At 56.2% G+C, this 25,555-nt stretch carries 18 protein-coding genes; 6 read left to right on the forward strand and 12 right to left on the reverse strand.

The annotated features are described in order from the left end of the window. Window positions 1-214: 214 nt before the first annotated feature. Complete coding sequence (locus tag ABIE48_RS30030) at window positions 215-2,854, forward strand: winged helix-turn-helix domain-containing protein (protein WP_192716097.1); 2,640 nt, start codon at window positions 215-217, stop codon at window positions 2,852-2,854. On the opposite strand, the gene ABIE48_RS30035 is transcribed toward ABIE48_RS30030, so the two are convergent. From ABIE48_RS30035 to ABIE48_RS30050, 4 genes are all read right to left on the reverse strand, one after another. Beyond that, window positions 2,823-4,172 carry a sensor histidine kinase gene (locus ABIE48_RS30035; RefSeq protein WP_354520251.1) on the reverse strand — a complete coding sequence of 450 codons (1,350 nt, stop codon included), beginning with the start codon at window positions 4,170-4,172 and terminating at the stop codon, window positions 2,823-2,825. The genes ABIE48_RS30030 and ABIE48_RS30035 overlap by 32 nt on opposite strands. After that, complete coding sequence (locus ABIE48_RS30040) at window positions 4,169-4,843, reverse strand: response regulator transcription factor (RefSeq protein WP_076173037.1); 675 nt, start codon at window positions 4,841-4,843, stop codon at window positions 4,169-4,171. The genes ABIE48_RS30035 and ABIE48_RS30040 overlap by 4 nt, the downstream gene beginning before the upstream one ends. 111 nt (window positions 4,844-4,954) lie before the next feature. Then, window positions 4,955-5,752 (reverse strand): ABC transporter permease, encoded by a 798-nt coding sequence (locus ABIE48_RS30045; RefSeq protein WP_094598014.1) that lies wholly within the window; start codon window positions 5,750-5,752, stop codon window positions 4,955-4,957. Further along, window positions 5,753-6,721 carry an ABC transporter ATP-binding protein gene (locus tag ABIE48_RS30050; protein ID WP_192716098.1) on the reverse strand — a complete coding sequence of 323 codons (969 nt, stop codon included), beginning with the start codon at window positions 6,719-6,721 and terminating at the stop codon, window positions 5,753-5,755. A 507-nt stretch (window positions 6,722-7,228) separates the two neighbouring features. On the opposite strand from ABIE48_RS30050, the gene ABIE48_RS30055 reads away from it, so the two are divergent. Both ABIE48_RS30055 and ABIE48_RS30060 read left to right on the forward strand, forming a co-directional pair. Then, window positions 7,229-8,974, forward strand: a complete 1,746-nt coding sequence (locus tag ABIE48_RS30055) for an ABC transporter ATP-binding protein (protein WP_192716099.1) — start codon at window positions 7,229-7,231, stop codon at window positions 8,972-8,974. Then, window positions 8,971-10,776 carry an ABC transporter ATP-binding protein gene (locus ABIE48_RS30060; protein ID WP_192716100.1) on the forward strand — a complete coding sequence of 602 codons (1,806 nt, stop codon included), beginning with the start codon at window positions 8,971-8,973 and terminating at the stop codon, window positions 10,774-10,776. Before ABIE48_RS30055 ends, ABIE48_RS30060 begins: the two co-directional genes overlap by 4 nt. A gap of 94 nt (window positions 10,777-10,870) precedes the next feature. Here the strand turns inward: ABIE48_RS30060 and ABIE48_RS30065 are convergent, their stop codons facing one another. From ABIE48_RS30065 to ABIE48_RS30075, 3 genes are all read right to left on the reverse strand, one after another. Continuing rightward, on the reverse strand, window positions 10,871-12,100 hold the full coding sequence (locus ABIE48_RS30065; protein WP_192716101.1) for a family 8 glycosyl hydrolase: 1,230 nt from the start codon (window positions 12,098-12,100) through the stop codon (window positions 10,871-10,873). Between the two features lie 202 nt (window positions 12,101-12,302). Next, complete coding sequence (locus tag ABIE48_RS30070) at window positions 12,303-13,211, reverse strand: phosphotransferase family protein (protein ID WP_192716102.1); 909 nt, start codon at window positions 13,209-13,211, stop codon at window positions 12,303-12,305. Between the two features lie 128 nt (window positions 13,212-13,339). Beyond that, window positions 13,340-14,149: an AraC family transcriptional regulator gene (locus tag ABIE48_RS30075; RefSeq protein ID WP_354520255.1), complete on the reverse strand. Its 810-nt coding sequence runs from the start codon at window positions 14,147-14,149 to the stop codon at window positions 13,340-13,342. A gap of 115 nt (window positions 14,150-14,264) precedes the next feature. Between ABIE48_RS30075 and ABIE48_RS30080 the strand changes: the two genes are divergently transcribed. Further along, entirely contained in the window at window positions 14,265-15,515 is a 1,251-nt protein-coding gene (locus ABIE48_RS30080; protein WP_192716104.1) for an MFS transporter, read from the forward strand. A gap of 326 nt (window positions 15,516-15,841) precedes the next feature. On the opposite strand, the gene ABIE48_RS30085 is transcribed toward ABIE48_RS30080, so the two are convergent. Both ABIE48_RS30085 and ABIE48_RS30090 read right to left on the reverse strand, forming a co-directional pair. Then, window positions 15,842-19,687, reverse strand: coding sequence for a discoidin domain-containing protein (locus ABIE48_RS30085; protein WP_354520258.1), 3,846 nt, complete (start codon window positions 19,685-19,687; stop codon window positions 15,842-15,844). 535 nt (window positions 19,688-20,222) lie between these two features. Beyond that, entirely contained in the window at window positions 20,223-21,071 is an 849-nt protein-coding gene (locus ABIE48_RS30090; RefSeq protein ID WP_192716105.1) for an SGNH/GDSL hydrolase family protein, read from the reverse strand. Between the two features lie 326 nt (window positions 21,072-21,397). On the opposite strand from ABIE48_RS30090, the gene ABIE48_RS30095 reads away from it, so the two are divergent. Beyond that, window positions 21,398-21,565, forward strand: coding sequence for a hypothetical protein (locus tag ABIE48_RS30095; protein ID WP_163880096.1), 168 nt, complete (start codon window positions 21,398-21,400; stop codon window positions 21,563-21,565). Between the two features lie 143 nt (window positions 21,566-21,708). On the opposite strand, the gene melA is transcribed toward ABIE48_RS30095, so the two are convergent. Next, a complete protein-coding gene (melA, locus tag ABIE48_RS30100) occupies window positions 21,709-23,007 on the reverse strand; it encodes an alpha-glucosidase/alpha-galactosidase (protein WP_192716106.1) in 1,299 nt (432 codons plus the stop codon). Between the two features lie 434 nt (window positions 23,008-23,441). Between melA and ABIE48_RS30105 the strand changes: the two genes are divergently transcribed. Next, the gene (locus ABIE48_RS30105; RefSeq protein WP_192716107.1) at window positions 23,442-24,287 is read left to right on the forward strand and encodes an AraC family transcriptional regulator; all 846 of its coding nucleotides are present in this window, start codon (window positions 23,442-23,444) and stop codon (window positions 24,285-24,287) included. A gap of 217 nt (window positions 24,288-24,504) precedes the next feature. On the opposite strand, the gene ABIE48_RS30110 is transcribed toward ABIE48_RS30105, so the two are convergent. Further along, window positions 24,505-24,999 carry an SRPBCC family protein gene (locus ABIE48_RS30110; RefSeq protein ID WP_260869468.1) on the reverse strand — a complete coding sequence of 165 codons (495 nt, stop codon included), beginning with the start codon at window positions 24,997-24,999 and terminating at the stop codon, window positions 24,505-24,507. Window positions 25,000-25,100: 101 nt separating this feature from the next. Further along, a complete protein-coding gene (locus ABIE48_RS30115; RefSeq protein ID WP_145027197.1) occupies window positions 25,101-25,415 on the reverse strand; it encodes an ArsR/SmtB family transcription factor in 315 nt (104 codons plus the stop codon). Between the last annotated feature and the right edge of the window lie 140 nt (window positions 25,416-25,555).

Consider the following 25,555-nt stretch of genomic DNA (forward strand, 5'->3'; position numbering starts at 1 on the left):
AGGAGCCAGGAGCAGGGACCCTGCGTGGGGAGAATGGCGTTGTTTGGTTAACTGGTGTGACCGGCTCATCGTCTCACTTTCCGATCTGCGCATATTTTAACCGAAGAACAGGCCTTTGGCGATTAACGAAAGTTAACGGATCGGCCGTTATTTTATATAATGAGAGAAAAAGTACGGAAAAGGCATCCATTTTGTCGGAAATTTGGAGGATACAATGATCACGCGGACCGATGCAATCATCTTAAAAACAAAAATCACCCTGCCCTTTCCGAAGGATGGCCTGGTCGAGAGGGAACGCCTGCTTCAATCTCTGTCGGGTGGAGTTCATGGCAGACTCACCTTGATTTACGCCCCTGCCGGCTCAGGCAAAACCACCCTGTTGACGCAGTGGGCCCGAAGCGAAGGCGTCAACTGCGCATGGCTGGCGCTGGACGGCCGTGACAACGATCCGGTCCGGTTCTGGCGCTATGCGGCGTTTGCATTGGCGGAAGTCCTGCCGGTCCCGGCAGCCCTGCGAATGCTGGAACTGGCCGATGCCCTGCCTTCCCTGTCGGCAGACGCCTTCCTGGATGCGTTAATAAATGAGCTTTATGGACTGTCCGAGCCTGTAAAGCTCGTATTGGACGATTATCATTGGATAGAGGATGACCGCATCCATAACGGCTTGTCTTACCTGATCGACTATATGCCCCCCACCCTCCATGTGACGATCGCGAGCCGCAAGGAAGTACCTTTTCCTGCATCAAAATGGCTCTCCAAGCGGGAATGCATCGTCATTGACGCCGATAGGCTCCAGTTTACCCGGGACGAGTCCGAGCAGTTTTACCACAAGTCCGGCATCATGCGGCTGACCCCGCGGCAGATCGACCGGATTGCGGAACGGACCGAGGGATGGGCAGCCGGTCTGCAGCTGGCTTCGCTCTCTTTAAGAACGGCGGAAGACGTGGACCGATGGATCGAAGGGTTCTATGGGGACCACCGGGATGTGGCCGATTACCTTTTTCAGGAGGTACTTGCGCAGCTTCCTGCCGACTTGAGATCGTTCGTGCTGACGACGGCCGTTCTCGACCGGATGGATGCAGGCATATGCAGCCTGCTCACGGGTGACCCTGCCAGCGGGGACAAGCTTGACGCGGCCCGCCGGTTCAATTTATTTCTCATCCCGCTGGACCTGAAGCATGAATGGTTCCGCTACCACCATCTATTCGCCGGATTCGTCCGGGAACACCTCAAGCGGCATCAGCCCGATGAGTGGTTGCAGCTGAACCGGCTGGCAAGCCGGGGCTTTGCGTCCCGCGCATTGCTGGACGAAGCCGTAGACCACGCCATGGCTGCCGGAGATTACGCCGAGGTGGGCCGCCTGCTCGAGCAGCATATTCCAGCCGTGCTGGAGCGCGGGGAAGTTTCCGTCCTGCTGCGCTGGTTCGAGGGGTTCCCGCCAGCCTATGAGCTGTCTATGGAGCTGTCGCTCCTGTACGCGTTCGTACTGGTGCTCACCGGGCACTTCGGCCAGGCTGAAGCCAGACTCGGATTACTGGAGGCGTCGACCCGGATGCTGAAGGAATCGGAGCGGCTGAAGCAGCTGCATAGCGGCATCCTGTTCGTCCGTTCCAATCTGATGTTCGCCAGCGGTGACTTCACGAATTGGTTTGCTTTCATCGGTACCATGCTGGACGAGATCCTCCCGGCTGACCCGACTTATTATATGTTTAACTACAACAAAACGGAGCCTCTTGTGAGACGGACCGCACTGGGGTTAAAAGGAGTTCTGTCGGCGGACACGGAAAAAATCGGCACACTGTTTATGGGTGTGCTCGCCGCCCATGGCTGGCAGGGGTCGCTCATTCATCTTTATGTAAAGCAGTCGCTCGTTGAAGGATATTATGAATGGAACCGTCTCGGCGAGTGTCGCCAAATGCTCCAGGAGATGACAGCTCTGACCGAAAAATTAAACGTACCGGGACTACTCGTCCCCATGCTGATCATGAAGGCCCGCCTGCTCATTGCGGACGGGCGGACCGCTCTGGCGCATGACGTCATCGACGAAGTGGTGGATGCCCCGCTCTCATCTTCTGCCGGCTGGGGTGCGCCCTGGGTCCATCTGCTGACGGCATTCAAAATCCGCATGCATCTTGCGGACGGGCAGATGCCAGCCGCCAAGAAGCTGATGGCCCGGCTGGGACTGTCCGCAAAGGACAAGCCGACATTTCAGCGGGAGTATGAAATGATGACGCTTGTGCGCCTGCTTGGCAAGCAGCGGAAGGAGAACGAGGCGCTGCGGATTCTGGAGCATCTGCTGCCCCAATCGGAGCGCGAGCAGCTCGTTTCCGGCATCGTGGAGAACCATATCCTGCAGGCGCTGCTGAAGGAACAGCTGGGGCAAAAAACGGCCGCCCTCCGCCACCTTCATACCGCCCTGTTCCTGGGAGAACAGAACGGGTATATCCGGAGTTTCGTGGATGAGAGCAAGCCGATGATGTCGCTGCTTGGCCGATATGAGGCGGTCGTCATTCGCGGAGAGTCCGGTGGAAGCCATGAGGACTTTGTGGCCGGGCTCCCGGGGGAAGTATCCGGGGATTATGTCCGCGCCCTTATGGAGCTATTCCCCGTGGCCATGCAGGAGACGGCGGCTGCGGTTGCAGCTCCGGCGGCCTCGGCCGAGCCGCTGAGCCGCAGCGAATCCGAGCTGCTCCGGCTGATCGGCCAAGGGGCCAGCAATAAGGAGATGGCCGCCGAGCTGGCGTTGTCGGAAGGGACCATTAAGGTCTACTTATCCCGCCTGTACGAAAAGCTTGGCGTATCCTCGCGAACCCAGGCGCTCGTTACGGCCCGGCAGCTCGGTCTGCTGTCTTAGGCAGCCGGACCGTCATCTCCGTGCCTTCTCCCTGAGCGCTTTGGACCGAGACGCTGCCGCCGTGCATCTGCACGATTTTCTGGATAATCGACAGTCCCAGCCCGCTTCCCCCGCCGGAGCGGGTTCTTGATTTATCCGCTTTAAAGAATCTTTCAAAAATATGCTCGAGGTCTTCGGCCGAAATGCCTATGCCCGAGTCCCTGACACGAACGACGGCCTCCGGCCCGCTTTCCTCGAGAAAAACCTGGACCGTTCCGCCCTCCGGCGTAAACTTAATCGCATTGTGGAGCAGATTCACCCAGACCTGGCTGAGCAAATCCCGATCCGCCTCGATCGTCACGGGTTCAAACTCTACGGACATATCGAGGTCCTTGCCCTGCCACTGGGGCTCACAGGCGAGAACGAGCATCTGCAGCTGTTTGTCCAGCCGGACGGGTTCAGCGTGAAACGGATGTTTGTCGGAATCCAGCGACGCCAGGCGCAGCATGTTCTCCGACAGCCGGGAGAGCCGTACGCTCTCCTCCTCAATAATGTTCAAGTAATGGTCCCGCTGGCCGGGGCTCAGGTTCTCCTCGCGCAGGACGCGGGCAAAGCCGCTGATCGAAGTCAGCGGGGACTGAATCTCGTGGGACACGTTCGATATAAACTCCTGGCGCATATGCTCCAGGTTGTTCAGGTCGGCGGCCATGTTGTTGATCCCCTTCACAATCCCGCCCCAATGACCGTTTTCACCGAACACCGGAATTTCCACCTTGAAATCACCTTTGGAGATTCGCTTCAGCGCATCGATGACCAATTGGTAAAACTCCGACTGCCTCCGCTTCGCAAAACGCGAAATAATCGAGATGGAAACACCGAAAATGACGAATCCCAGCACGGAATTCAGCAGCTGCCTCACGAGGGGTGAGATGTGCCAGCGAAGGCCGTGAGTTAAATAGAACGCGGCGGTCCAGCAAACGATGAGCGCTGACAGCACAAGGATCATGAAAAAGATGATCCGGACGCGCAGCCAAAAGTTCGGCGGCTCACCGTCCATGCCCCGAATCTCATCCTCTCTCCGCTTCGCAATTTCCTCCCGCTTTCTTCTCCGCTCTTCCTTCTTGAGCCGACGGGCCTCCTGCCGGTCCTCCGGCTTCGTCCCCCTCGCGTGATTCATGTGCTGCCACGTTTCGTTCTGCTCCCGATCCAGACGGCGGCGCTGAATCCGTTCCCGCTGTGTGCTGTAACGATCCGGCCCGCTTCGCTCCAGGTTCCCGGAACGGGCATCGGTACCGTCAACCTGGAACGCATCAACCGGCCCCTGCTCCCGCTCCTTCATGACAGCACCTCGAGTCGGTAGCCGAGGCCGCGGATCGTACGAATCTGAAAGCGGTCCTGCTGGTCGGCAAACCGTTCCCGCAGCCGCTTGATATGCACATCGACGGTCCGTTCGTCACCTTCATAGTCATAGCCCCAAATATGTTCAATGATTTGATCCCGGGAAAACGTCTTGCCCGGGTAGCTGCCGAGCAAAAACAGCAGCTCAAATTCCTTCAGCGGGAGCGTCAGCGCAGCCGATCCTGCGTAGCATTCGTACGTTTTGCGGTTCAGACGCACGTCGCCAAACTGGATTTCCTGCGAGGCCGATATTTTATAACGTTTAAGCAGCGCCTTCACCCGGACGGTCAGCTCGAGCGGGTCAAACGGTTTGACGAGATAGTCGTCGGTCCCGAGCTCAAACCCTTTCACCTTCTGTGAGGTCTCGCCCTTGGCCGTCAGCATAAGCAGCGGAATGTCATAGGCCGCATCCAACTCACGGCACAGCTCCCAGCCGTCCATGCCCGGCATCATAATATCGAGGATGACCAGATCGGCCTTGAACGACTCCATTGCCTCCAAGGCTTCATTTCCGTTCGCCGCCTCCGCTATCGTATAGCCCTCATTCTTCAGTAGATGGCTGACGAGCTCCCGGATATGAGGATCATCGTCGACAACCAGTATATGAGCCAAGTCGCCCCACTCCTTTCTATAATAGATATGAAATGAACGCGAACGTTCGCGTTTATGCTTTCCGTGCATCCATGCCCCAACCGGAGGGGCCATTTGCGTCCTACCTGCATTTTACCGATTCCGTTCCGATCTCGTAAACATCAATGTGCCGACGATTGTGAAGACCAGGAAGAATCCGGCCATCACGAGCAGATCCGTCACCGGATGGTACAGCACGACCTGCGAGTACACCGGCGTCCCGGAATAAAACACCGCCCGGGCCAAATCGATGCAGTACGTCATCGGCATAATATGGGCTAGAAAGCCGAGAATGCCGGTGGAATGCTGGATCGGAATCATCGCTCCCGACAGGAACATCTGCGGCATGACGAGCAGCATCGAACCGATATCCGCCGTCTTACTGTCTTGGACAAACCCGATGAAGAAAATACCCAGCGATCCGCCGATCAGGCAGAACAGCGGCGTAATGAGAAACAGCCATACAATATGCATGCCGCCCAGCGGAATTTGCATCAGAAGCGCCACGATCAGTATGCCGATCAGTCCCACGATGCTGGTGAAGCTGGAACCGATCATTTTACCGAGGATAATGGAATACCTGGAGATCGGGGACACATACAGCTCCTGCGTCAAATTCTGGTTCCTTTCCTCGATCAGGGAGCTCATCCCCGTGATGAGGCCCGTGAACACGCTGTTCACGATCATGCCGATCATCATGAACTGCAAATAATTGTAGCCGAGATTGCCGGCCATGTTCTGCGACAGGCTTCCACCGAAGATGCCGATGAAAATGATCGGAAAGACGATGCTCACGATCATCAGCACCGGATTTTTGATCCCTTTCGTAATTTCCCGTGCGGCGATCGCCACGACCGCATTGCTTTCCTTTTGCGCTTTGGTCATGAGCATTTAGACCGCCCCCTTTCTCGATTCGTCGTTCTGACTCTGCTGCACCAGTCTCAGATAGGCTTCCTCCAGCGTCTGCTGGTGCACTTCCATCCGGCTTAATGGCGTTTGCAGGCGGGCTACGAGGGACTGCGGCGTTTTATCCTGAAAACGGACCCGGAAGCACTGCTCCTCTTCGGTAAAAGAAACCTGAAGCTCCTCCAGCTCCGCCCGCAGCGCCTTCCGGTCGCCGGCATCGATCAGCATACTTTTGTCACCCAGCAGCTTGTGCTTGATCTCTTCCGGCGTTCCGAGCACCGCCACTTTGCCGTGTGTGATCATGCATACCCGGTCGGCTTCCTCCGCCTCTTCCAAATAGTGTGTCGTCAGGAAAATCGTAATGTTTTCTTCCTTGCGGATCTTCTGCAGGTAAGCCCACAGCGATTGACGGGCAGAGGCGTCCAACCCCTGCGTCGGCTCATCCAAAAATAAAATTTGCGGCTTGTGCATCAAGCTGCGCATGATTTCCAGCTTGCGCTTCATCCCGCCGGAGAAGCCTTTGACCTTCTTGAACAAATTGTCGTGAATGCCGACAATGGCGGCCAGCTCCTCGATCCGCTGCTTGTATTCCTTCGGCATCATGCTGTAGAACGGCCGGTAGGCGTAAACGCCATAGATGCTGACATGGAGGCGGATGTTCTCTTCCGCCGTCAAATCCAGGTCCAGGCTCGGGTTCTGAAAAATAATGCCGACATTCCGGCGCACCTTCGCCGCTTCCTTTTCCACATCGTAGCCGGCGATCATGACCGTGCCTTCGGTTTTGGACAGCGTGGTGGTCAGGATCGAAATCGTGGTCGTTTTCCCGGCCCCATTCGGGCCCAGGAAGGCGAAAAATTCGCCCCGCCCCACCTCGAAGCTGATCCCGTCCACGGCCGGACGTTTGCTGCTTTTATATTGTTTTCGCAATTGTTCTACGCGAATGATGGGTTCCATCTTCATACCTCCCTTGATTCTAGGTCACCAGCCGGGGCCTGCATCAAGCAGTGCCGAGCTTGTGAACGGTACTAAGATTAAACCTACATTATGAACTGAATATGAACGGAAGGGGCTCCGCATGCGGATCATGCTTCCGAAATCTCCCCTTACCCCCCTCTTTTGATTAAGCCAGCTTTTATTCCCTTGTGTGGTTTGTGAGCTGGCTTCAACGGAGCAGGCGGAATCGTGCTGGAGAAACGAAGTGGTCCCCTTTATTCCCGGATTTCAACCTTCTACCCGTTCCATGGAAATCCGGGAATAACAGGGATCGGAGGCATGATCCGCATGCGCAGTGACGCTTAGGCTGCGGACTGGGCCGATAAAGTTTGGATTTAGTCAAACTTTATCTTGAATCGCTTCCAAATTATTGTATGATGGATATTATTTGCATCCGGTCAATTATGAAAGCCGGGCAAAAGCAAGTCAACATACATAAGGTTTCGTTTGGAATTGGGGGGTTTTACCATGCAACAATCCGCAAAGCCGTCGATGTCCTGGCTGCTGAAGTATTTGAAGCCGGTCCGGGGGCGGCTGCTCCTGCTGCTTATTCTGCTGCTCGCCTCGACCGGGGCGCAGCTGGTCAATCCGCAGATCGTGCAGCGCTTTATCGACACAGCCGCCGCGAACGGCATTGTCTCCAGCCTGCTCGTGTTGGCGGGAATTTACCTGGTCTTTGCCGTGCTGAACCAGGTCCTGACCGTGGCGATCAGCTATCTCGGCAACGACGTATCCTGGCGCGCCACCAACCAGCTGCGCGGCGACCTGCTGAAGCACTGCCTGCGGCTTGACATGCGGTTTCACAACTTAAAAACGCCTGGAGAAATGATTGAGCGGATCGACGGGGACGTCACCAACATGTCGAACTTTTTCGCCATGTTTATTATTAAGGTCATCGGCAGCTTCGTGCTCCTTGCCGGCATTCTCGGCTATATGTTTACGATCAATTGGCCGATTGCCTCGGTCATGACCCTGTTCACTTTGGCATCTATTGGGGCCATGGTGTTCATCCGCGATCTGGGCGTCACTTCCTCCAAAGATGAACGCGGCGCCAGCGCGGCACTGTTCGGCCTGATCGAGGAACGGATCGCCGGCATTGAGGACGTTCAGGCGAACGGCAACGTGCCGTACGTCATGAATCGCTTCTACCGCTCCATGCGAAATGTGTTCCTCAAAGGTCGCAAAGCCTGGATGCTGCGCGTCATTCCCTGGAATACGACGGTCGTGCTGTTTGCTATCGCCGTGACGGCGGTGCTGATGCTCGGTGTTCATTATTTTCTGACCGACCAAATATCGCTCGGAACGCTATTCCTGATCTATCAGTACACCCAAATGCTGAACGATCCGATCGAGCAGCTCGGGGATCAGGTTCAGGAATTCCAAAAGGCCAAATCCGGCATGCTGCGCTCCCAGGAGCTGCTGGCGAGCCGCACCGAGATCATGGAAGGAACGCAAACGGCGCTGCCTGACGGAGCGCTTGGTCTGGAATTCGACCATGTCCATTTCAGCTATAACCCGGATAAGCCGGTACTCCACGATATTACGTTCACCGTCCGGCCCGGCGAGCGCCTGGGCATCATCGGACGTACCGGAAGCGGTAAGTCGAGCCTCAGCCGGGTCCTGCTGCGCCTGTACAATATCAACAGCGGCACCGTCCGGGTGGGGGGCATAGACATCCGCGACCTGAAGCTCGAGGCGCTGTACCGCCGGGTCGGCATGGTCACGCAGGACGTGCAGCTGTTTGACGGCACGCTCCGGGACAATCTGACGCTGTTTGACGGCAGCATATCGGACGACTATATTCTGGGCACCACTGAAAGGCTCGGACTCAAGCAATGGATCGACTCGCAGCCGGAAGGTCTGGATACGCACCTGAAGGCCGGCGGCGCCTCGCTGTCCGCCGGGGAAGCGCAGCTTTTCGCCCTGACACGGGTCTTTCTGACCCAGCCGAGCCTGGTGATTCTGGATGAACCGTCGTCCCGGCTGGATGCCGCTACCGAGGCGATGCTGCAGTCTGCCGTGGATCAGCTCATGCAGAACTGCACGGGCATCGTGATCGCGCACCGGCTCTCCACGCTGGAGCAGGTCGACCACATTATGGTGCTGGGCGACGGCCGGATTCTTGAATTCGGGGAACGGGAGGTATTGGCGAAAGACCCAACCTCACACTACGCCCAGCTGCTGATTACCGGACGAGAGGAGGACTTGGCATGACCGTAACCCGGTTTATCCAGCGCCTGTTTACGTATAACATCTCGCTGTTTATTGTGAACGGCCTCTTGTGGGGGCTGTTCCATTCCATGCCGCTGCTGCTGGGCCTTGGCATGCAGTGGTTTTTCGACAGAGCGACCGGCGAGTCGCATAACTATTTGTGGCTTGTCGCCCCGCTCATCTTTATCGCGATCGTCCGCATATCCCGGACCGGCGTCTTCTTCTGGGCCTTTTTTAAATGGGTCACCTATATTTACGACATCCAGGCGATTCTCCGCACGAATATGCTGAAAGGCATCATGCGCTGGCCCGGACGCAACCTCCCCGCTTCACCGGGCGAAGCCGTGAGCCGGTTCCGCGAAGACGTGGATGAAGTGGTCGAATATGTGGAGTCCTGGGTCGACTTCTGGGGACGGTTTGCGTTTACCGTCATCTCCCTGGTCATCATGGCCCGCATCAACTGGCAGATCACTCTGGTCGCGATCCTGCCGCTGGTTGCGGTAACGCTGCTGAACAATCTGTCCGGCAACCGGGCGAGACGCTACGGCCAGCAGAACCGTGAAGCCACCGGGCGCATTACGAGTTTCATTGCCGAGTCTTTCGGCGCGGTGCAGGCGCTGAAGCTGGGGCAGGCCGAGGAGCATGTCCACCGGCGCTTTGTGGAGCTGAATGAATCGCGGCGGCAGGCAGCGCTGAAGGATAACCTGTTCAAGCAGTGGATGCGCTCGCTCAATCAGCATGTGCTCAGCATTTGTACCGGGATCATCCTGCTGATGTGCGCCTCGGCGATGAAGGCCGGGCAGTTTACCGTTGGCGATTTCGCCCTGTTCACCTCCTATTTGACCAATATCGCGTTCAGTATTTCCCTGTTTGGATATATGGTTTTTCAGCATAAAAGACTTAAGGTGTCCCTGGACCGCATGAGCGTTCTCTTCCGGCCGGGGGAGCAGGAGCGAATCATGGATTTCAGCGAAACGTACCTTTATGGCGAACCGCCCGAGCTGCCGGTGGTAGAGCGCAACTCCGATGACCAGCTGCAAACGCTGGAAATCCGAAACCTTTCCTACACCTATCCGGGCTCGGAGAATGGCATTGCCGATGTGAGCTTTGCGGTAACAAGGGGTCAGTTCGTCGTTATTACCGGACGGATCGGTTCCGGCAAATCGACCCTCGTCCGCACGCTGCTCGGCTTGCTGCCCAAATCGGGCGGTGATGTGCGCTGGAACGGCCGCGACATCGATCCGGCGGCGTTCCTGGTTCCGCCGCGCTCCGCTTATACGCCCCAGGTTCCGCGGCTGTTCAGCGATACGCTGCAGGAGAACATCGTCCAGGGCAGCCCGCCCGAGGCGGATGCGCTCGCCCGGGCGATCCGGCTGGCCGTCATGGAGAAAGATATCGAGGACCTGGAGAAAGGCCTCGATACCTTCGTCGGCCCGAGAGGCGTCATGCTGTCCGGCGGCCAGATCCAGCGCGCTGCCACAGCGCGCATGATGATGACCGAGTCGGACCTGTTTATCTTCGACGATCTGTCGAGCGCGCTCGACGTGGAGACGGAGAAGAAGCTGTGGGAGCGCCTGTTTCAGGAACGCGACGTCACCTGCATCGCCGTGTCCCACCGCCGGGCGGCGCTGGCGCAGGCCGACCATATCATCGTGATGAAGGACGGCCGCATCGAAGCGGAAGGCAGCCTTGCCGAACTGCTGGAGTCCAGCACGGAAATGCAGCTGCTGTGGCAGGGGGAACTGACGGATTCATCGGAGTCGGGTGAGCAAACTGACAGCAAAAACGAGACGGTGAAGGTCTGAACCACTTCATCACTTGGGGATAGCCAAACAGCCCCGGCCAAATTGCGGCCGGGGCTGTTCATGTTATTTTCCCATAGACAGGCTTCCCCAGAAATCAATACGTCCACCAATTGCCGGACATCACAAGGAGCGAGAACAGCTTGATGCTGTCTTCGTAGTATCCTTCGCTTGAGCTGCCGGCCGTATACGTCCACACGGAGTTCAGCCAGGTTTGGTTCGACGAGGAAGTCATGGCGCTGACGCCGAACGGGGCGAAAAAGGCGCCGCTGTTATACGAACCGATGACGCTTCCGTTCAGCTTGTACCCGTCCTTGACGGCGCCCGGGTTGCTGTTCACCTTGCCTTTGATCCAGCTGTTCATCTGATTCAGTTGATTCAAGGCCCGGTTGTCGCCGGTCATCAGGTAATCGGTCGTAATCCGCCAAGGCGTACGGCAGGAATTATAGGCGTAGGAGCCGTCGGTCGTATCTTCCAGGAAGTCGGCCGGCGCCGGCTTGTACGCGCCTCCCGAGTAGACGACAAAGTCGGGCAGCAATCCCGTCGATGCACTGTAATTCGTATAAATCGAATTGATAATGGAGTAGGTTTTATCAATGACCTTGGTCCACCGGGTATCGCCGGTAGCCTGCTGGAATGCCTTCAGATGGTTTAGCATGAAGTCTGAAGGACGGGTCGCCGTAGCGTAGGAACCGTCGGTAGCCCAATCGCCAAGCCGGAGGGTCCATTGCGTCTGGTTCACGTCGTTTTGCATAATGGCGTTGATGATATTTTTGGCTGCCTGCAAGTAGTTCACTGTGCCGCTGCTGCCCCACTGCTTGTCCGCCAACAGGAGCGAATAAGCGATGTCCATATCGCCGTCGGTGGCGGAATCGGCTCCTTCAACATTCTGAAAGCTGCTGTTCTGTTTCCATGCCATCAAGTACGGATTATTGTCGCTGGGATGCTCGGTGTAGTACTTATACAGGCCGTTAAAATAGGTCTGCGCGCTGCTGTCGTATCCGGCCATCAGCACGGTCAGCAGCATGCCGTAGCCATGCGCTTCGGACACCGTCGCGCCGCTTGCATCATACTTCACATAATATTTGCCGGTCCCGGCTGGCTTCAGGTAAGCTGATTTCCAGCTGTCCCATTTGGATTTGACTGCATCGTCCATCGTGGTCTGGGTTACATGACTCGGCTTGATTGAGCCGCTGGTGTAAGTCGTATGCTGAGGAAAAGGCTTGTTCGGCGCCGCCAGCGCAAATCCGGCGGGAACCATCAGAAAAGCGAGACAACAGATCAGAACGGCTTTGCCGCTTAATGAAAATCTCTTATTTCTTTTCATCACCCATTACGCTCCTTTAATTTCATAGATTAGGAAACAGGTTATGCCTCGGTTCATCTCAGCTGTAACCGCCCGGGACGCCATCGGCGCGGGCAGCAGATCACAGGATTAACACAGTCCCACCCCCTCCGAAAGTTAAAGCGCTTTAATATTAGTTTCTCTATTAGTTTATCTGATTTCCAATTATTTGTAAAATATATTTTTATATGTAATCCAACAGCTGCACGGCATTACGCCGCATATCCTCCGTGCGCTGCCTAAAAGCGCAGTAGGCGATATGGTCCAAGCCAATGTGGAGCAAACAGCAGCGAAGACGCTCCTCCATCTGCGAAGGAAAGCCTCCCTGCCGTTCCCAAACATCATTCAGAACCTCCTGCAGATCGATCTCCTGCCACTGCGGATACCAAGGCCACCAGTATAAAAGCCAGGCAATGTCATACAAGGGATCGCCGTAAATGGCATTTCCCCAATCGATGATACCGGTCAACCCGCCGCGGTCCACCAATACATTCCGGTTCAAAAGATCGCAGTGAGCGATACCTCTGTACTCTGGAAGACGGGGGGAGAGACGCCGCAAAGCCGAGACGCCGCTATCAAAGATTTTGGACTCCGTGGGGAATAAATCCAGCCGCTCCCGCCAGCCGGGAAGCCGGTCCCTCGGTCCGGCCACGGACAACAGCTCCTCACTCCAGCCTGCGCGACGGCCCCCAAGACGCCACTCTCCACCATGGCTTATACTTCCTGTATCTACCTGCTGGAGTCCCGAGAGCGCATCAATCAGCCCCGGAAGGATCAGCCGCATTTCCCCAGCCTCAAGCTCATCCAGATGTCCGCCACGGACCCGCCTCGATACGGCATAGAAACCTTCGGATGTCTCTCCGATCAAGGTAACCTCAGGAACGGGTACCATTGGCGGGGCGAGTGAACCCATGACCTGATCTTTTTGAAAATCTTCCACATGAGCGCCGAAACGGATCACCATTTCCTGACCGTCCAGCGTGAATCCGTAAGCCGTTGACCAGTCTCCGGCACCCACCGGAGCAATGTCCTTGGCCCGGCTGCCGAAACGGCTGTTTATAAACCGGACTGCACCAAGAAGATCTGTGTTCATGGGGCTTCCTCCTTTAATTACCAGGTTACAAGGAGTCTACCAGCCATGTTCCCCCGCTTCAAGTAAAACGTCAAAAAACCGCATCCCTCTCGGATACGGTTCGATATCACAGCTCAAATTTAAGTTTTTTAGATCAAGCGGTGTCTTCCCGATTTCCGGTACTGCTCCGGCGTCATGCCGGTCATTTTGGCAAAGGCCCGGAAAAATTGGCTCGTGCTCGAGAACCCAAGGTTGAAACTGATATCGGTGACAGTGTCCGCGGACTTCTTCAGCTGTTTCATCGCTTCCCTCACCCGGAGCTGCAGCACATACTGATACGGGGGCACGCCCGTCATGGACTTGAACGACCGGATAAAATGGTACCGGCTCTGCATCGCCATCGCTGCGAGGCTGCTGACGCTCAGCTGTTCCGTGAAATGCGCATGCACATATTCGAGCACCTGTGCCAGATGCCGGTCGGCGGCAGCATGGGCCATCTTGGGGCTGGCCGGAACGGTCCCCTCCCAAATCAGCTCCCTCAGATCGCAGATCATCCGGGCTTCCAGCTCCTCCTCCACGAGCGGATCAGTCATGTCGAGAGCCATCATGTCCGCTGTCCATTGCCGAAACACCCTCGATACCCGGCTCACGTCAAACTGCTTTCTGTGCCGGGGCTCACTGTAAACCGAGGAATCACCCGGGTACAGGCTCTCGGGCCGGATCCGGATCACCATCACGCCCGTGCCGTCGCCGATGTAGAAGGAATGCCGGTCGCTAGGCTGAAGCACAATTCCTTCGCCGGGAGGGAGCGCCAGCTGTTTATGCTCATGTGTAAAATGGCAGGTCCCTTGAAGCGGAATCGTGATCTGGTATTGATCGTCGTGCGTATGCGGTGTATTTACGAACGGGCTGGAGAAACGGTGAACCTCCAGCTGCGGCATTACGATCTGCATTCTCATGTACCCTCACCCCGCTTCAGTATAGCATATCGTGCTCTGTCCAAAAGGCAATTTTCGCTGCGACAGCTTCGGGTTTGATCCGCTATGATGGGTAGAAAAAAGAGGATGTGGAGAAATGTCACAATCTGAAATGACCATGGATACGGCGAAAAATACGGCTTTGGCCGTTCTGCTCGGCGTCAGCTGCGCCCACCTGCTGAACGATGCGATGCAGTCGGTTGTTCCCGCGGTGTTTCCGCTCTTTCAGCAGCAGATGCACCTGAGCTATACCGAGATCGGCTGGGTTGCCTTCACGCTCAATATTACGGCTTCCATCCTGCAGCCGGCCATTGGGTACTATACCGACCGCCGCCCGCTGCCGCTGCTCCTTCCGCTTGGCATGTTGTTCACCCTGCTCGGTATGGCAGGTTTAGCCCTGGCACCATCGTTTTGGTACCTGCTGCTGTCGGCGGCCCTGATCGGGATCGGTTCCTCGGTGCTCCATCCCGAGTCGTCCCGGGTCGCCCACCTGGCCATGAACCGGCGGAAAGGACTGGCGCAGTCCGTATTCCAGGTCGGGGGCAACACCGGCCAGGCGTTTGCTCCGCTGATGGCCGCGTTCATCATCAGTCCGCAGGGGCAGCTCGGTTTTCTATGGTTTATCGTGCTGGCCGGACTCGGCATCGCGCTGCAGCTCGGCGTCAGCCGCTGGTACAGCCGGCAGACCCGTCCCGCCCGGACTGCAAACCGTATCCATCGCCAGGAGCCTAGCCGCTTCAGCAAGCGGTTTATTGTGTATGTGCTCGCGATCTTGATCCTCATGCTGTTTTCCAAGTTCGTATATCTCGCCAGCATGACCGGTTATTACGCCTTCTATTACATGGATCAATACCACCTTCCGCTAACCAGCGCGCAGCTGAGTATTTTTGCCCTGCAGTTCGCCGGCATGGCCGGTACGTTCCTGGGCGGTCCGCTGGCGGACCGGTTCGGGCGTCAAAAAATCATCTGGTTCTCCATCCTCGGCACGTCCCCGTTCTCCCTCCTGCTGCCCTATGCCGGGCCGATCGGGTCGGTGATCCTCTGCGCGGTCATTGGCCTGATCCTGATGTCAGGCTTCTCGGTCATTATCGTGTACGCACAGGAGATGCTGCCGGGACATGTGGGAACCGTCGCCGGACTGTTCTTCGGACTGGCCTTCGGCATGGGCGGCCTGGGTTCGGTCATCATGGGCTGGCTGATGGACTCGCACGGGGTTGCGCTGATGACGCAGGTATGCGCTTTTCTCCCGCTGCTCGGCCTGTTCGCGCTGCTTCTGCCTAAAGACTCGGTGATCATGGGCGCAGCCGGTAAGGCCGGCAGCAGCTCGTCTTCGGCTGAAGCGATATAAAGAAGCAAAGTCTCCAATACCGATATGCTCTTATATCTAAAGACTAACGTCTATTAACGACGTACGCTCTTTATTTTTTAACAAAATCAGCAAAGGACGTACGGCCCCATTCCCAAAGAAACGGTATGGGGCTGTACGTCCTTTTTACTGGCTATATCCATTGAACTAAAGAATACCGATGCAAGCAAGGGAGTATCTGGCTTTCGGATTTCTACCTTGCACGGGTTCAATCAAATCAGGAAATCCGAAAACAAGAATGATCGTAGGGGCATTTTACGTACTTGCCCCATCATCCAATTCAATTTTTCAACTTATAACGTTTGATATCAAGGATTCACGTTGATGGTAAAGGTCGACGTATTGTTTTTGATCGGCGTGGCCGTGTTCACAATTTTCAGATTGTTGAAGGTCACCGATCCGACCGCCGGCCCCTGATTGGGCTCAGGCATTTCGTTAGCCCAGATGCCAAAGCCCGACTTGGCGTCAAATGCATCGCCGCTCTTCTGTGCTCCGGAAATCGTAACGTTCGTGAAAATGGTGTCCTTGATTGGATTTTGCGGCTGTCCGTTAAAATAGTTGGTCTGGAACATGATGCCGTGATAGGTCGGGTCCACGATATCCAAGTCGCTTATCCGAATACCCTGGAACACTTTCGATGCCGAGAACAGCCACATCGCCGGGAAGGTCTGCTGGCCCCAGAAGTGCCCGCCGGCCCGGACGATCGATATATTCTCGAAATTGGTCGTCGGTGATGCGCCGAAGCCATTCATCGGGTAGCCGAAGTCCAGCGAGCTGATCGTCACGCCCGAGTAGCACAGCGTATCGGCAATGTAAATGTTCCGGAAGGTGTTGGCGTATCCGCCGTAGACGGCGAGGCCTGCGGCACGCCAGGTCAAGAGCGACGTCAGGTTTTCATAGACGTTGTCCTTTTCGTCCGCCCCGCCCGCGTCGATCGCCGAGAACAGCGCGAAGCTGTCGTCGCCGGTAGCCCGCGCCTCAACGTTGCGCACCAGATTGTTCGTGCTGCCGTTGGTCATGTTGATACCGTCGGCAAACGTGTTGCGGATGCGCGAATTGGTAATCGTCATGTAATCGGTATTGGCTCCCCAGTACATACACACCTGATGCTCGGTCCAGATGTTGTCGATTGTCATGTTCGCCACGTTCGAGAAGTCGAACACCTTGCCCGGACCGTCGATACGTGAGGTATAGTTGCCGAAGTAGGCAAAGTTCGCGAACGTGGAGCCGTTCGCCGTGGAGTTGGCCGTAAATCCGACATCTGTGTTGGATTGGTTCGCCGGGGCCACGAAGCGTGTGTACCATGGGCCGGCGCCGACGATTTTAATTGGCTTGCCGTAGACCTGGAATTTGTTCGAGGTCTGATACGTTCCCGGCGGCAGGTATACTCCGACCAGATTGCCTGTCGTATCCATTCGCACTTTATCGAGCGCATTCTGCACGTCCTGATGCGTGAAGCCGGCCGGCACCGCGTATTTGGCCGGATCCGGATTCGGAATCGGCGCAACCTGCTCCAGGCTGATGAAATCGATCGCGTAATTCGTCGTATTGGCCGCATCCTTTTGGAGCCGGATCGTGCTGCCTTTCGGGATGGTGCTGTCGAACATGATATTGGCCTCGTCATAAATATGCCTTGGCGCACCGGCTCCCGGGCTGTTGCTCGGGTTCGCTTCGTCGCCGTACAGCCAGGCGTAGCGCGACGTCAGATTGATCGTCTTGGCGAAAGTGCCGTTGATGTACACGTTCAGCGTCGCATCGATACCACCGCCCCCGGGTGCATCCGGGATGGAGAACCGGGTCACCAGCGTGTTCGTGTTGGCTTTGGTCGTGAACTCCACATAGCTGCCCGTGCTGTTTAACGTCACGGCTTTACGTCCCGAAGCCTCACCGGCGAGGTCGCCGATGTTCCGGTTCGGACCGACGATCGCCGCGCCGCCTCCAACGACGCCGTCTTCGGCCTCGTACATATCGTACGGCATGTTCGCGCCGCGGCCGACAAAGAAGGACTGCGTTGTGACGTTGTTGCCCTGCTTCACCGGCAGTTCGTTGCCGTCAACGGCGATTTCCGTCTTGACGTTATACTTCCCGTTCGCCGCTGTCCAGCTGCCTAAGCTGACCGGTGCAGCCGAAGCCCCGCTGGCGATGACGCCGCTGACCGAGCCTGTCAAGGTCTTGATCACCGCGCCGGTCGTCGCATCGGTTAACGTCAGCTTGATATTATGAGCGCCTCCCGCCGAGGCGGCCGTTCCTTGATTTTTGACCGTCACCGTAAAGTTCACCGTGTTGCCGGCCGAAGGGTTGCCCGGCGTCCAGGTCACCGAAGAAGCTACCAGATCGGAGCTCGATACCGGTGCAATCACCAGTGGGGATGGATTGGTGAAGGCGTTATTGTCTTCGTTTTGCTCGATGACCGACTTTTCTTCATCCACCTTGGAGGTCAGTTGGTAGCTCCCGGCGTCTTTGGCGCCAATGGACAGGGTTACGTTCGTGGAAGCTCCTGCCGCCAAAGCGCCCACCGGTGCGGAACCGACTTTGATCGTGCCCAGGTAAAAGTTCACCGTCGTTGCTCCGGAGGAAGCCGTCCCCACGTTTTTGACCGTGGACGTCAGCGTGACCGCATCGGTCTCTACCGGAGATGCCGGCGTCCAGGACATGCCCGTGATCGTCAGGTCCGGATTCGGAGCGGGCGTTCCGATGACCTGCAGCTCCGCCACTTGGCCGCCGGTCGAACCCGAGTTGGCGGTGAATTTCAGCTGGATGTCGCTGGCGGTAGCCGTCACCGGAATCGTCACGGTGTTGCCGGACGCCGGGCTGAAGCTGTACTGCGCAGAGGAGACCAAATTCGTGAAGCTGGTCGAGTTCTGGTCATGGCCCAGCACCTGGATCGTTTGGGTGCGTGGTCCCCAAGCGCTGTCCGGATTCAGCTTCAGCACGATGGACGAAATATTCGCATTCGCGCCCAGGCTGAGTGTCAGTGTATTCGGGTACGCATTGGCAGCTCCTTCCCAATAGGTGGTCAAGCTGCCGTCATTGGCATTGGCCGGCACGTAAATGTATTCATTCGAGGACGCCGTGATCGGCTTGTTCAGCGCCAGATTCGTGCCTGTACCCCCGCCCGTGCCGGTTCGGGTCACGGTGTTGCTGGCGGCCGATACGTTGCCCGCCGCATCCTTGGCTTTGACGTAGTAGGAGACGGTAGCCGATGCCGGCTGGTTGTCGGTATACGTCAGAGCACTGCCGGCAACGCTCGCACGCAAGGCGTTATTCGCGTAGATATCATATCCGGTTACCCCCACATTGTCCGTGGAAGCGGTCCACGTCAGCTTGATCTGTCCGGAAGCCGGCTCGGTAAAGGCCAGGTTTCCCGGGGCGGACGGGGCCTGTGTGTCGCCGCCTGCGGCGGAGCCGTACACCTCAAACTCGGAAATCTGCCCTGCCGGCCAGCCCGTGTTTGCCGTAAATACCAGCTTGACGTATCTGGCAGAAGCCGCGGTAAAGCTGACCGTCACCGTATTGTTACCGGCCGGATCGAAGGTGTAGCTTTGCGAGGCGGCCAAATTCGTAAAGGCTGCCCCGTCCGCGCTGCCCTGTACCGACAGCGTCTGAGCTCTTTTCTCCCAGCCGCTGACCGGAAGCTTCAGGACCACTTTGTTAACATTGTAGGACCCGCCAAGGTCAACCTGAAGCCACTGCGGAAAAGCGTTATTATTACTCTCCCAGTATGTAGCCTGATTGGAGTCGCCCGCATTCGCCGGCGCGTAGGTCTGGGTATACGAGCTCGCGCTCATGTTCTTGCCCGCCGCCAAGTTGCCCGGCTCGGCGGCCGCAGCGGCGCCCTCTGCCGCGGCTGGAGACTCTGGGGACTTCAGCCCGCTGGCGGAGCTTCCATCCGGCGTATCCGCAGCTCCATTGGCCGGATTGCCCGCGTCTGCAGAGCCTGCAGCCTCGCCCGGAGAATCAACCTGGCCCTTACCGGCGGCCGGATCCGGAGTGTCATTGCCGCCCGGCTGTTGGCTCCCGGAGGCAGGTACAGCCCCCACGGGTTCTGCATAACTCCAAGACGGGGAATAAAAAAACTGCGAAATAAGGAACACAAAGATCAGCGCATACAGAGGCGCCGTTTTCCGTAAAGCCTGAAAATGATGAGCCCTCATAATCATCCTCCTGAATGGGATACTTGGATCTGGACTATTTGCGATGGGAGTTGCCCCGCTTCTAAAAATAAACCGCTTTCATTTCTTTGGGAACCCGGTAATTTCTGGACCTCACCTCCTTAGCAAGGTTGATAGATATTGGTGTTCGTTCGGACGCCCTTCTCGGGATGGGATGGTATGGGAAGACAGGCTGGGACGAATTGTTGGAATACGAAGGGGTTTTGATTTGCTGCAGAGTCCACCGCTACAAATGGTTGGATCTGTGGCGGGGCCTTGGTGCCGGATTTGTGTTTCTAGGAAGGAGATGTCAAGTTACGCATTCACTATACTGGAAAAATCTTACGTATGACGATGCGTGTTTGTAAGCTTTTTGTGTCTGTTCCTATGATTTTGGTGAATTTAACCGTACGGGAAACATAAAGACCGGCAAAAGGTGTCCCCCTTACCGGTCTTCGCATGACTTGATATACTTGCGGCTTACCCAAGCGTCTGAAATCACCTCGGTCGGAATGATGAACCACGGAGAGCACATAAATTATTCGTTGTATGCCATAAGGGTCTTTACAAGCAGGGTAGCGTAAAATTCCGAACCACTGCGGTTCAAATGCACTCCATCCCGGGAAAAGAAGCCGTCTTTGCCTTTGCTGGCCGAATACCAGTCTACTACCTCAGCATTGCTGAATTCATTGGCAACTTCTGCGATATCCCTGTTAACGGCAGCCTCCCATTGCCGCGGAACACGCGTATTCACCAGCAGGACCCGCTTGTCGCCGCCCAGCGACTGCAGCAGAGATCTTAATTGCTTTTTGTTAAAAGGCCCGTTGGTGCCGAGCTCGATGATAATCCGGTCGCCGAGCCGGCCCTGGGCTTTCAGCCGGTCGACCGCCTCCCCTGCCTGACGCATTTGCCGGCCGACCTTGCCGTCCACGACGATGCCGGGAAGCATCTTTTCCAGGAAAGGCGCGGCGTCCAGCATGACGGAATCGCCGATGGCGGTGATGCCTTTGCCGGAACGCGGCAGCTGATCAGTGGTCTTGGCTGCGCCTGAAGCCGGCCGCCCGTTTGGCTCTTTTGCTTCCGTGGCCTCAACCGGCTTGTCCGCTCTGTTGTTCGGTGCGATCGCCTCGCTGTCGGTCTTGTCATCCTTCTTTTCTTTCACCTTTTCATTCATTTTCACATTCGTCTTTTCTTCGTCGGGCTCATATGTACGCTGCACCGGTTGAGCCGTTGTTCTTCCCGCTTCGACGACATGTGCGGCCGGCTCTGTCTTGTTCAAGACGTAGTAACCGCAAGCGGCCATGATCAAAATTACGGGAATGAGAGTGCTTAGTACGATGGGGCGAATAGTTCCTGTTCCGGCAAAAAACAATCGGTTTCTTTTCAATCTGCATCCTCCTCTATGAAACGGTACTTCTTCGATATATTGATAGGAGCATCGAAGGCAGCCCAAAACTTTCGAAGTAGGATACTTTATGATAGATAAGCCACTAATTATTCATATGAAATAGCAATGATAGAAAGACTGCGGTGAACCAAAGTAATGAGGCGTGACGCTATATTTCCAAGCGCTAGAAAACCTTCCAACAAAACGGTATCCGGAAACGTTATAATAAATAACAACCGATTGAAAAAATGCCGGATATCCCTTCCCGTCGCCTGAGCCAGGCACTAACAAGGGCCAGATCATTTCCAACCGAAAGGAGAATGGCTATGGATTTTCGTAACCCTCCCGGACAGTATGACCCCGACGTGCACAAGAAGCGCCACGATGAAAAGGTAAATCAAGGTGCTGGCCGCGGATTTCTCTGGAACCTGGTCAATCTGCTGATCGGTCTAGCCATTGTGGCCGTGATCATCCTGCTGGTATGGCTGTTTTGATGTACGGGACTAATCGGTGGGAAACGCAGCGGCACGTTCGCCACTCGAATATCGGCCGGAATGCAAAAACGGGCTTACCCGTCTCTGCCATGAAGCAGCAGAGAGAGGTAAGCCCGTTCATTTTTTACATCACAGCGACGCCTTTATTTGAATTCAGGCAGCCAGCTGCCGTGCGCCTCGATGAGATCGTCGCACAGCGCCACGATATCGTCGATGGACAGCTCCGCAGACGTGTGCGGATCGAGCATGGCCGCATGGTAGATGTGCTCTTTTTTCCCGGTGACGGCCGCTTCGACGGTGAGCAGCTGCGTATTGATGTTCGTCCGGTTCAGCGCGGCCAGCTGCGGCGGCAGATCGCCCACGTACGTCGGAGTCACGCCGGAGGCATCCACCAGGCATGGCACTTCGACGCAGGCTTCCTTCGGCAGGTTCGTGATCAGGCCGGTGTTCATGACGTTGCCGCCGATTTTGAACGGCTGGTTCGTCTCCATCGCTTCCATGATGTAGGATGCATACTCCTTGGAACGGCTGTGTCCAATGCTTTCGCTCGCAAACAGCTTCTCGCGCATTTCCTTCCATCCGTTGATCTGGTTAACGCAGCGGCGCAGGTATTCGTCGAGCGGAATGTTGTATCTTTCAATGAGTTCGGGATAATTGCGCTTGATGAAATACGGATGGTATTCGGCATTATGCTCGGACGATTCCGTGACATAGTAGCCAAAACGCAGCATCAGTTCGAAGCGCACCATGTCATGATGCTTCTCCTTCTGCTTCTCAGCCGCACGGCGCTTGATTTCGGGGTACAGATCCACCCCGTCCTTCTTGACCTCGAGCAGCCAGGCCATATGGTTGATGCCCGCGATTTTGGATTCCACGCCGGTCGGATCCATTTCGAGTGTTTTGAACAGGTCGGATACGCAGTGCTGCACGCTGTGGCACAGACCGACCGTTTTCACACCGCCCACGGTGTTCATGACATTGGTCAGCACTGCCATCGGGTTCGTGTAATTGAGGAACCAGGCGTCCGGGCATACTTCCTGAATGTCCTTCGCGAAGTCCAGCATGACCGGAATCGTACGCAGGTTGCGGAAAATCCCGCCGATGCCCAGCGAGTCGGCAATCGTTTGGCGCAGGCCGTATTTCTTCGGCACCTCAAAATCGGTGATCGTACAAGGATCGTACCCGCCTACCTGGATCGCGTTAATGACATATTTGGCGCCGCGCAGCGCCTCTTTACGGTCCGTGTACGCCTTGATCTGGCATGTGCTGCCCAGCGTCTCCTTGATGCTGTTCAGGAGCCGTTCCGAATCGTTCAGCCGCTCCATGTCGATATCGAAAAGAGCAAGCTCAAACCCCTGCAGCGCCGGAGTCGACATGACGTCTCCAAGCACGTTTTTTACAAATACGGTACTACCTGCACCGATAAACGTAATTTTGGCCATATTGATTCAATCCCTCCCGTAAATGTTGGCTTTCTTCAAGCCCGTCGCATGACCTAAATATATAGGCCCGGCCCTGGAAATAACATGGAGCAACCCCTGCAATACCTGTCATAATCCCATTTCAGAATTCGCTTTCATCTCGTTTTACAGCCGTTTTACCTGTTATAATGTAAAAAAACGTCTATCGACGTACCTTCACAGAAGACAGACCGCATTTAAAGGTAATTTTTCTTGCAATATCAGGAAGCCGTGGCTCTGGAGTTTATACTTTCTGATATTATAAAAAAAACGTCTATCGACGTACCTTCACAGAAGACAGACCGCCTTTAGCGGAAGTTTTTCTTGCGAGATCAGGAAGTGGAAGCTCCGAAACTTATACTTTCTGATCTCTTAAAAAAGGTTTGCGAGACAGACGGGAGGGACTCAGAGCGCAAATGACCCGGATCAATGTCGACTACTATATGCCCGCATTGCAGGGCCAAACCGATCTCCGCCTGCACTTTTTCGGCATGGAGGAATGCCTGCCGAACCATTCGTGGGGACCCGGACTGCGGGATGCCTACATCCTGCACTATGTGCACAGCGGCACGGGGACTTTCACCACCGGCGGCACCACCTACCGGCTCGGCGCGGGACAGGGATTCCTGATCGTGCCGGATATGCTGGTGCAATATACGGCCGACGAGTCGGATCCGTGGACGTATACATGGTTCGGCTTTCAAGGTGTGCTGGCCAAGACGCTCCTGCAGCGCGCCCACCTGAATGCGTCCCATCCAGTCTACGAGGCAGGTCCGGACGGCGGTTTTCCGCGGTTTTACGGACAGCTGCGCGCCGCGATGGAAGGGCCCGGCGGCGACGTGCTCAGCCAGGGCATCCTGTACGGGCTGCTGGGCGAACTGATTCGGGACTGCCGTGACAACGGCGAAGCCCCGCGGCCCACCACCTCGAAGGAAGCCTACGTCCGCAAGGCCGTCGGCTATATCGAGAGCAGCTACAGCCAGAAGATCAGCATCCAGGACATCGCCCGTTCCGTCGGGCTGGACCGGACATACCTGTCCGGCCTGTTCAAGGACCAGTTCGGCGTGTCGCTGCAGGCGTTCCTGCTGGAGTACCGGATGAAGCGCGCCGCTGTGCTGCTGCACAACCTGGAGCTGTCGGTAAGCGACGTGTCCCGCTCGGTCGGCTACACGGATCCGTTCCTGTTCTCCAAAATGTTCAAAAAAACAATCGGCTGCTCGCCCCGATCCTACCGGGAGCAGCAGATGCCTTCTGGCAGCTGAGGAGCAGAAATTCGCATAAGCATGATGGATGGATGATAAGCACCGCCTTCCATTTTTGCAGACTCCGGCTTTCGGCCCGTCGACTGTGCACTTTGAGGTGCCCGAAACGCCGGCTGAAGATCGTCCCCAACGCCAACGCCACGCCAAAAAAAGCCCTCCAGTCCTATTAGACTGGGGGCTCCTTGGCTGTACATCTCGGCTGCCTGCCGCTCATGGCTTATCCCTGACGCAGCTCCGCAAACCGATTGCGGTATCGCTCGTATTTCCCTTCCCAGATGTCCTTCCGGGAAGCAATGGTCCGGCCGTCGAGCAGCGCCTCGATAACGTCCAGGCAGACATCCCATCCGGCAACGTCCTTAGGCGTATGATCGGTGACTCGGACGATCGTCTCGATCAGGACGAGGCGACAGCCCTGCGGCTCGGGATACAGCTCAAACCGGACGCGGTCCTCCGCCCAAGTATACTCAAGTACCGACAAGGGCTTCAGCTCCAAAATTTCGAACTTTTCATAAGTACCGTCCTGCATATCGAATGAGATGACTCCGCCTTCACGCAAATCTTCGATGCGAAGCTCCGCAAACCACTGCTTCAGCTGGTCATTCTCGGTCAGCGCCGCCCATACCTTTTCCACCGGGTGCTTCAAATGCCGCACGAACCGCACACGGGTTCCCTGCTCGTCCTGCTCAACCACGGCCAATTCATTGGAATTCACGGCTGATCCTCCTTTTTCACATGCTCTTTAAAGTTTGTCATTCCGCCAGGATACCCAACAGAACTTAAATTCTGCCATACCCTGCGGCAGGTATTTCCTGCTCAGGGCTCTTCTTCATCGAGGAAGCGCTCCAGGTCATCCAGCTTGCCGGACCAGAACCTGCGGTAGGGCCCAAGCCAATCGTCAAGCTGCTCCAGCGGCTTCGCGTTCAGGCTGTACATCCGCTTCTGGGCATCGCTGCGGACGGTCACAAGCCCCGCTTCCCGCAGAATCCGTAAATGCTTGGACACCCCCGGCTGGCTTAAGGACGACAGCTCCACAAGCTCGCCCACAGAACGGTCCCGCATTCGTAAATATTCCAGAATGCTCCGCCGGTTCGGTTCGGATAACGCTTCAAACAGTTTGTCCGTGTTCATGCTTATTATATTACCTTTTGGTTATATAAATGTAAAGGAATATAATAACGCCGAATCGTTCTTCACAATAAAAGGGCCATCCCTCCAAGGCTCAGCGCATGCTTCCTCGGAAGAAAGACTCCAAGGGAAAGCACACAGCT

The organism is Paenibacillus sp. OAE614, assembly GCF_040546645.1.
Lineage (GTDB): Bacteria > Bacillota > Bacilli > Paenibacillales > Paenibacillaceae > Paenibacillus_AQ > Paenibacillus_AQ favisporus.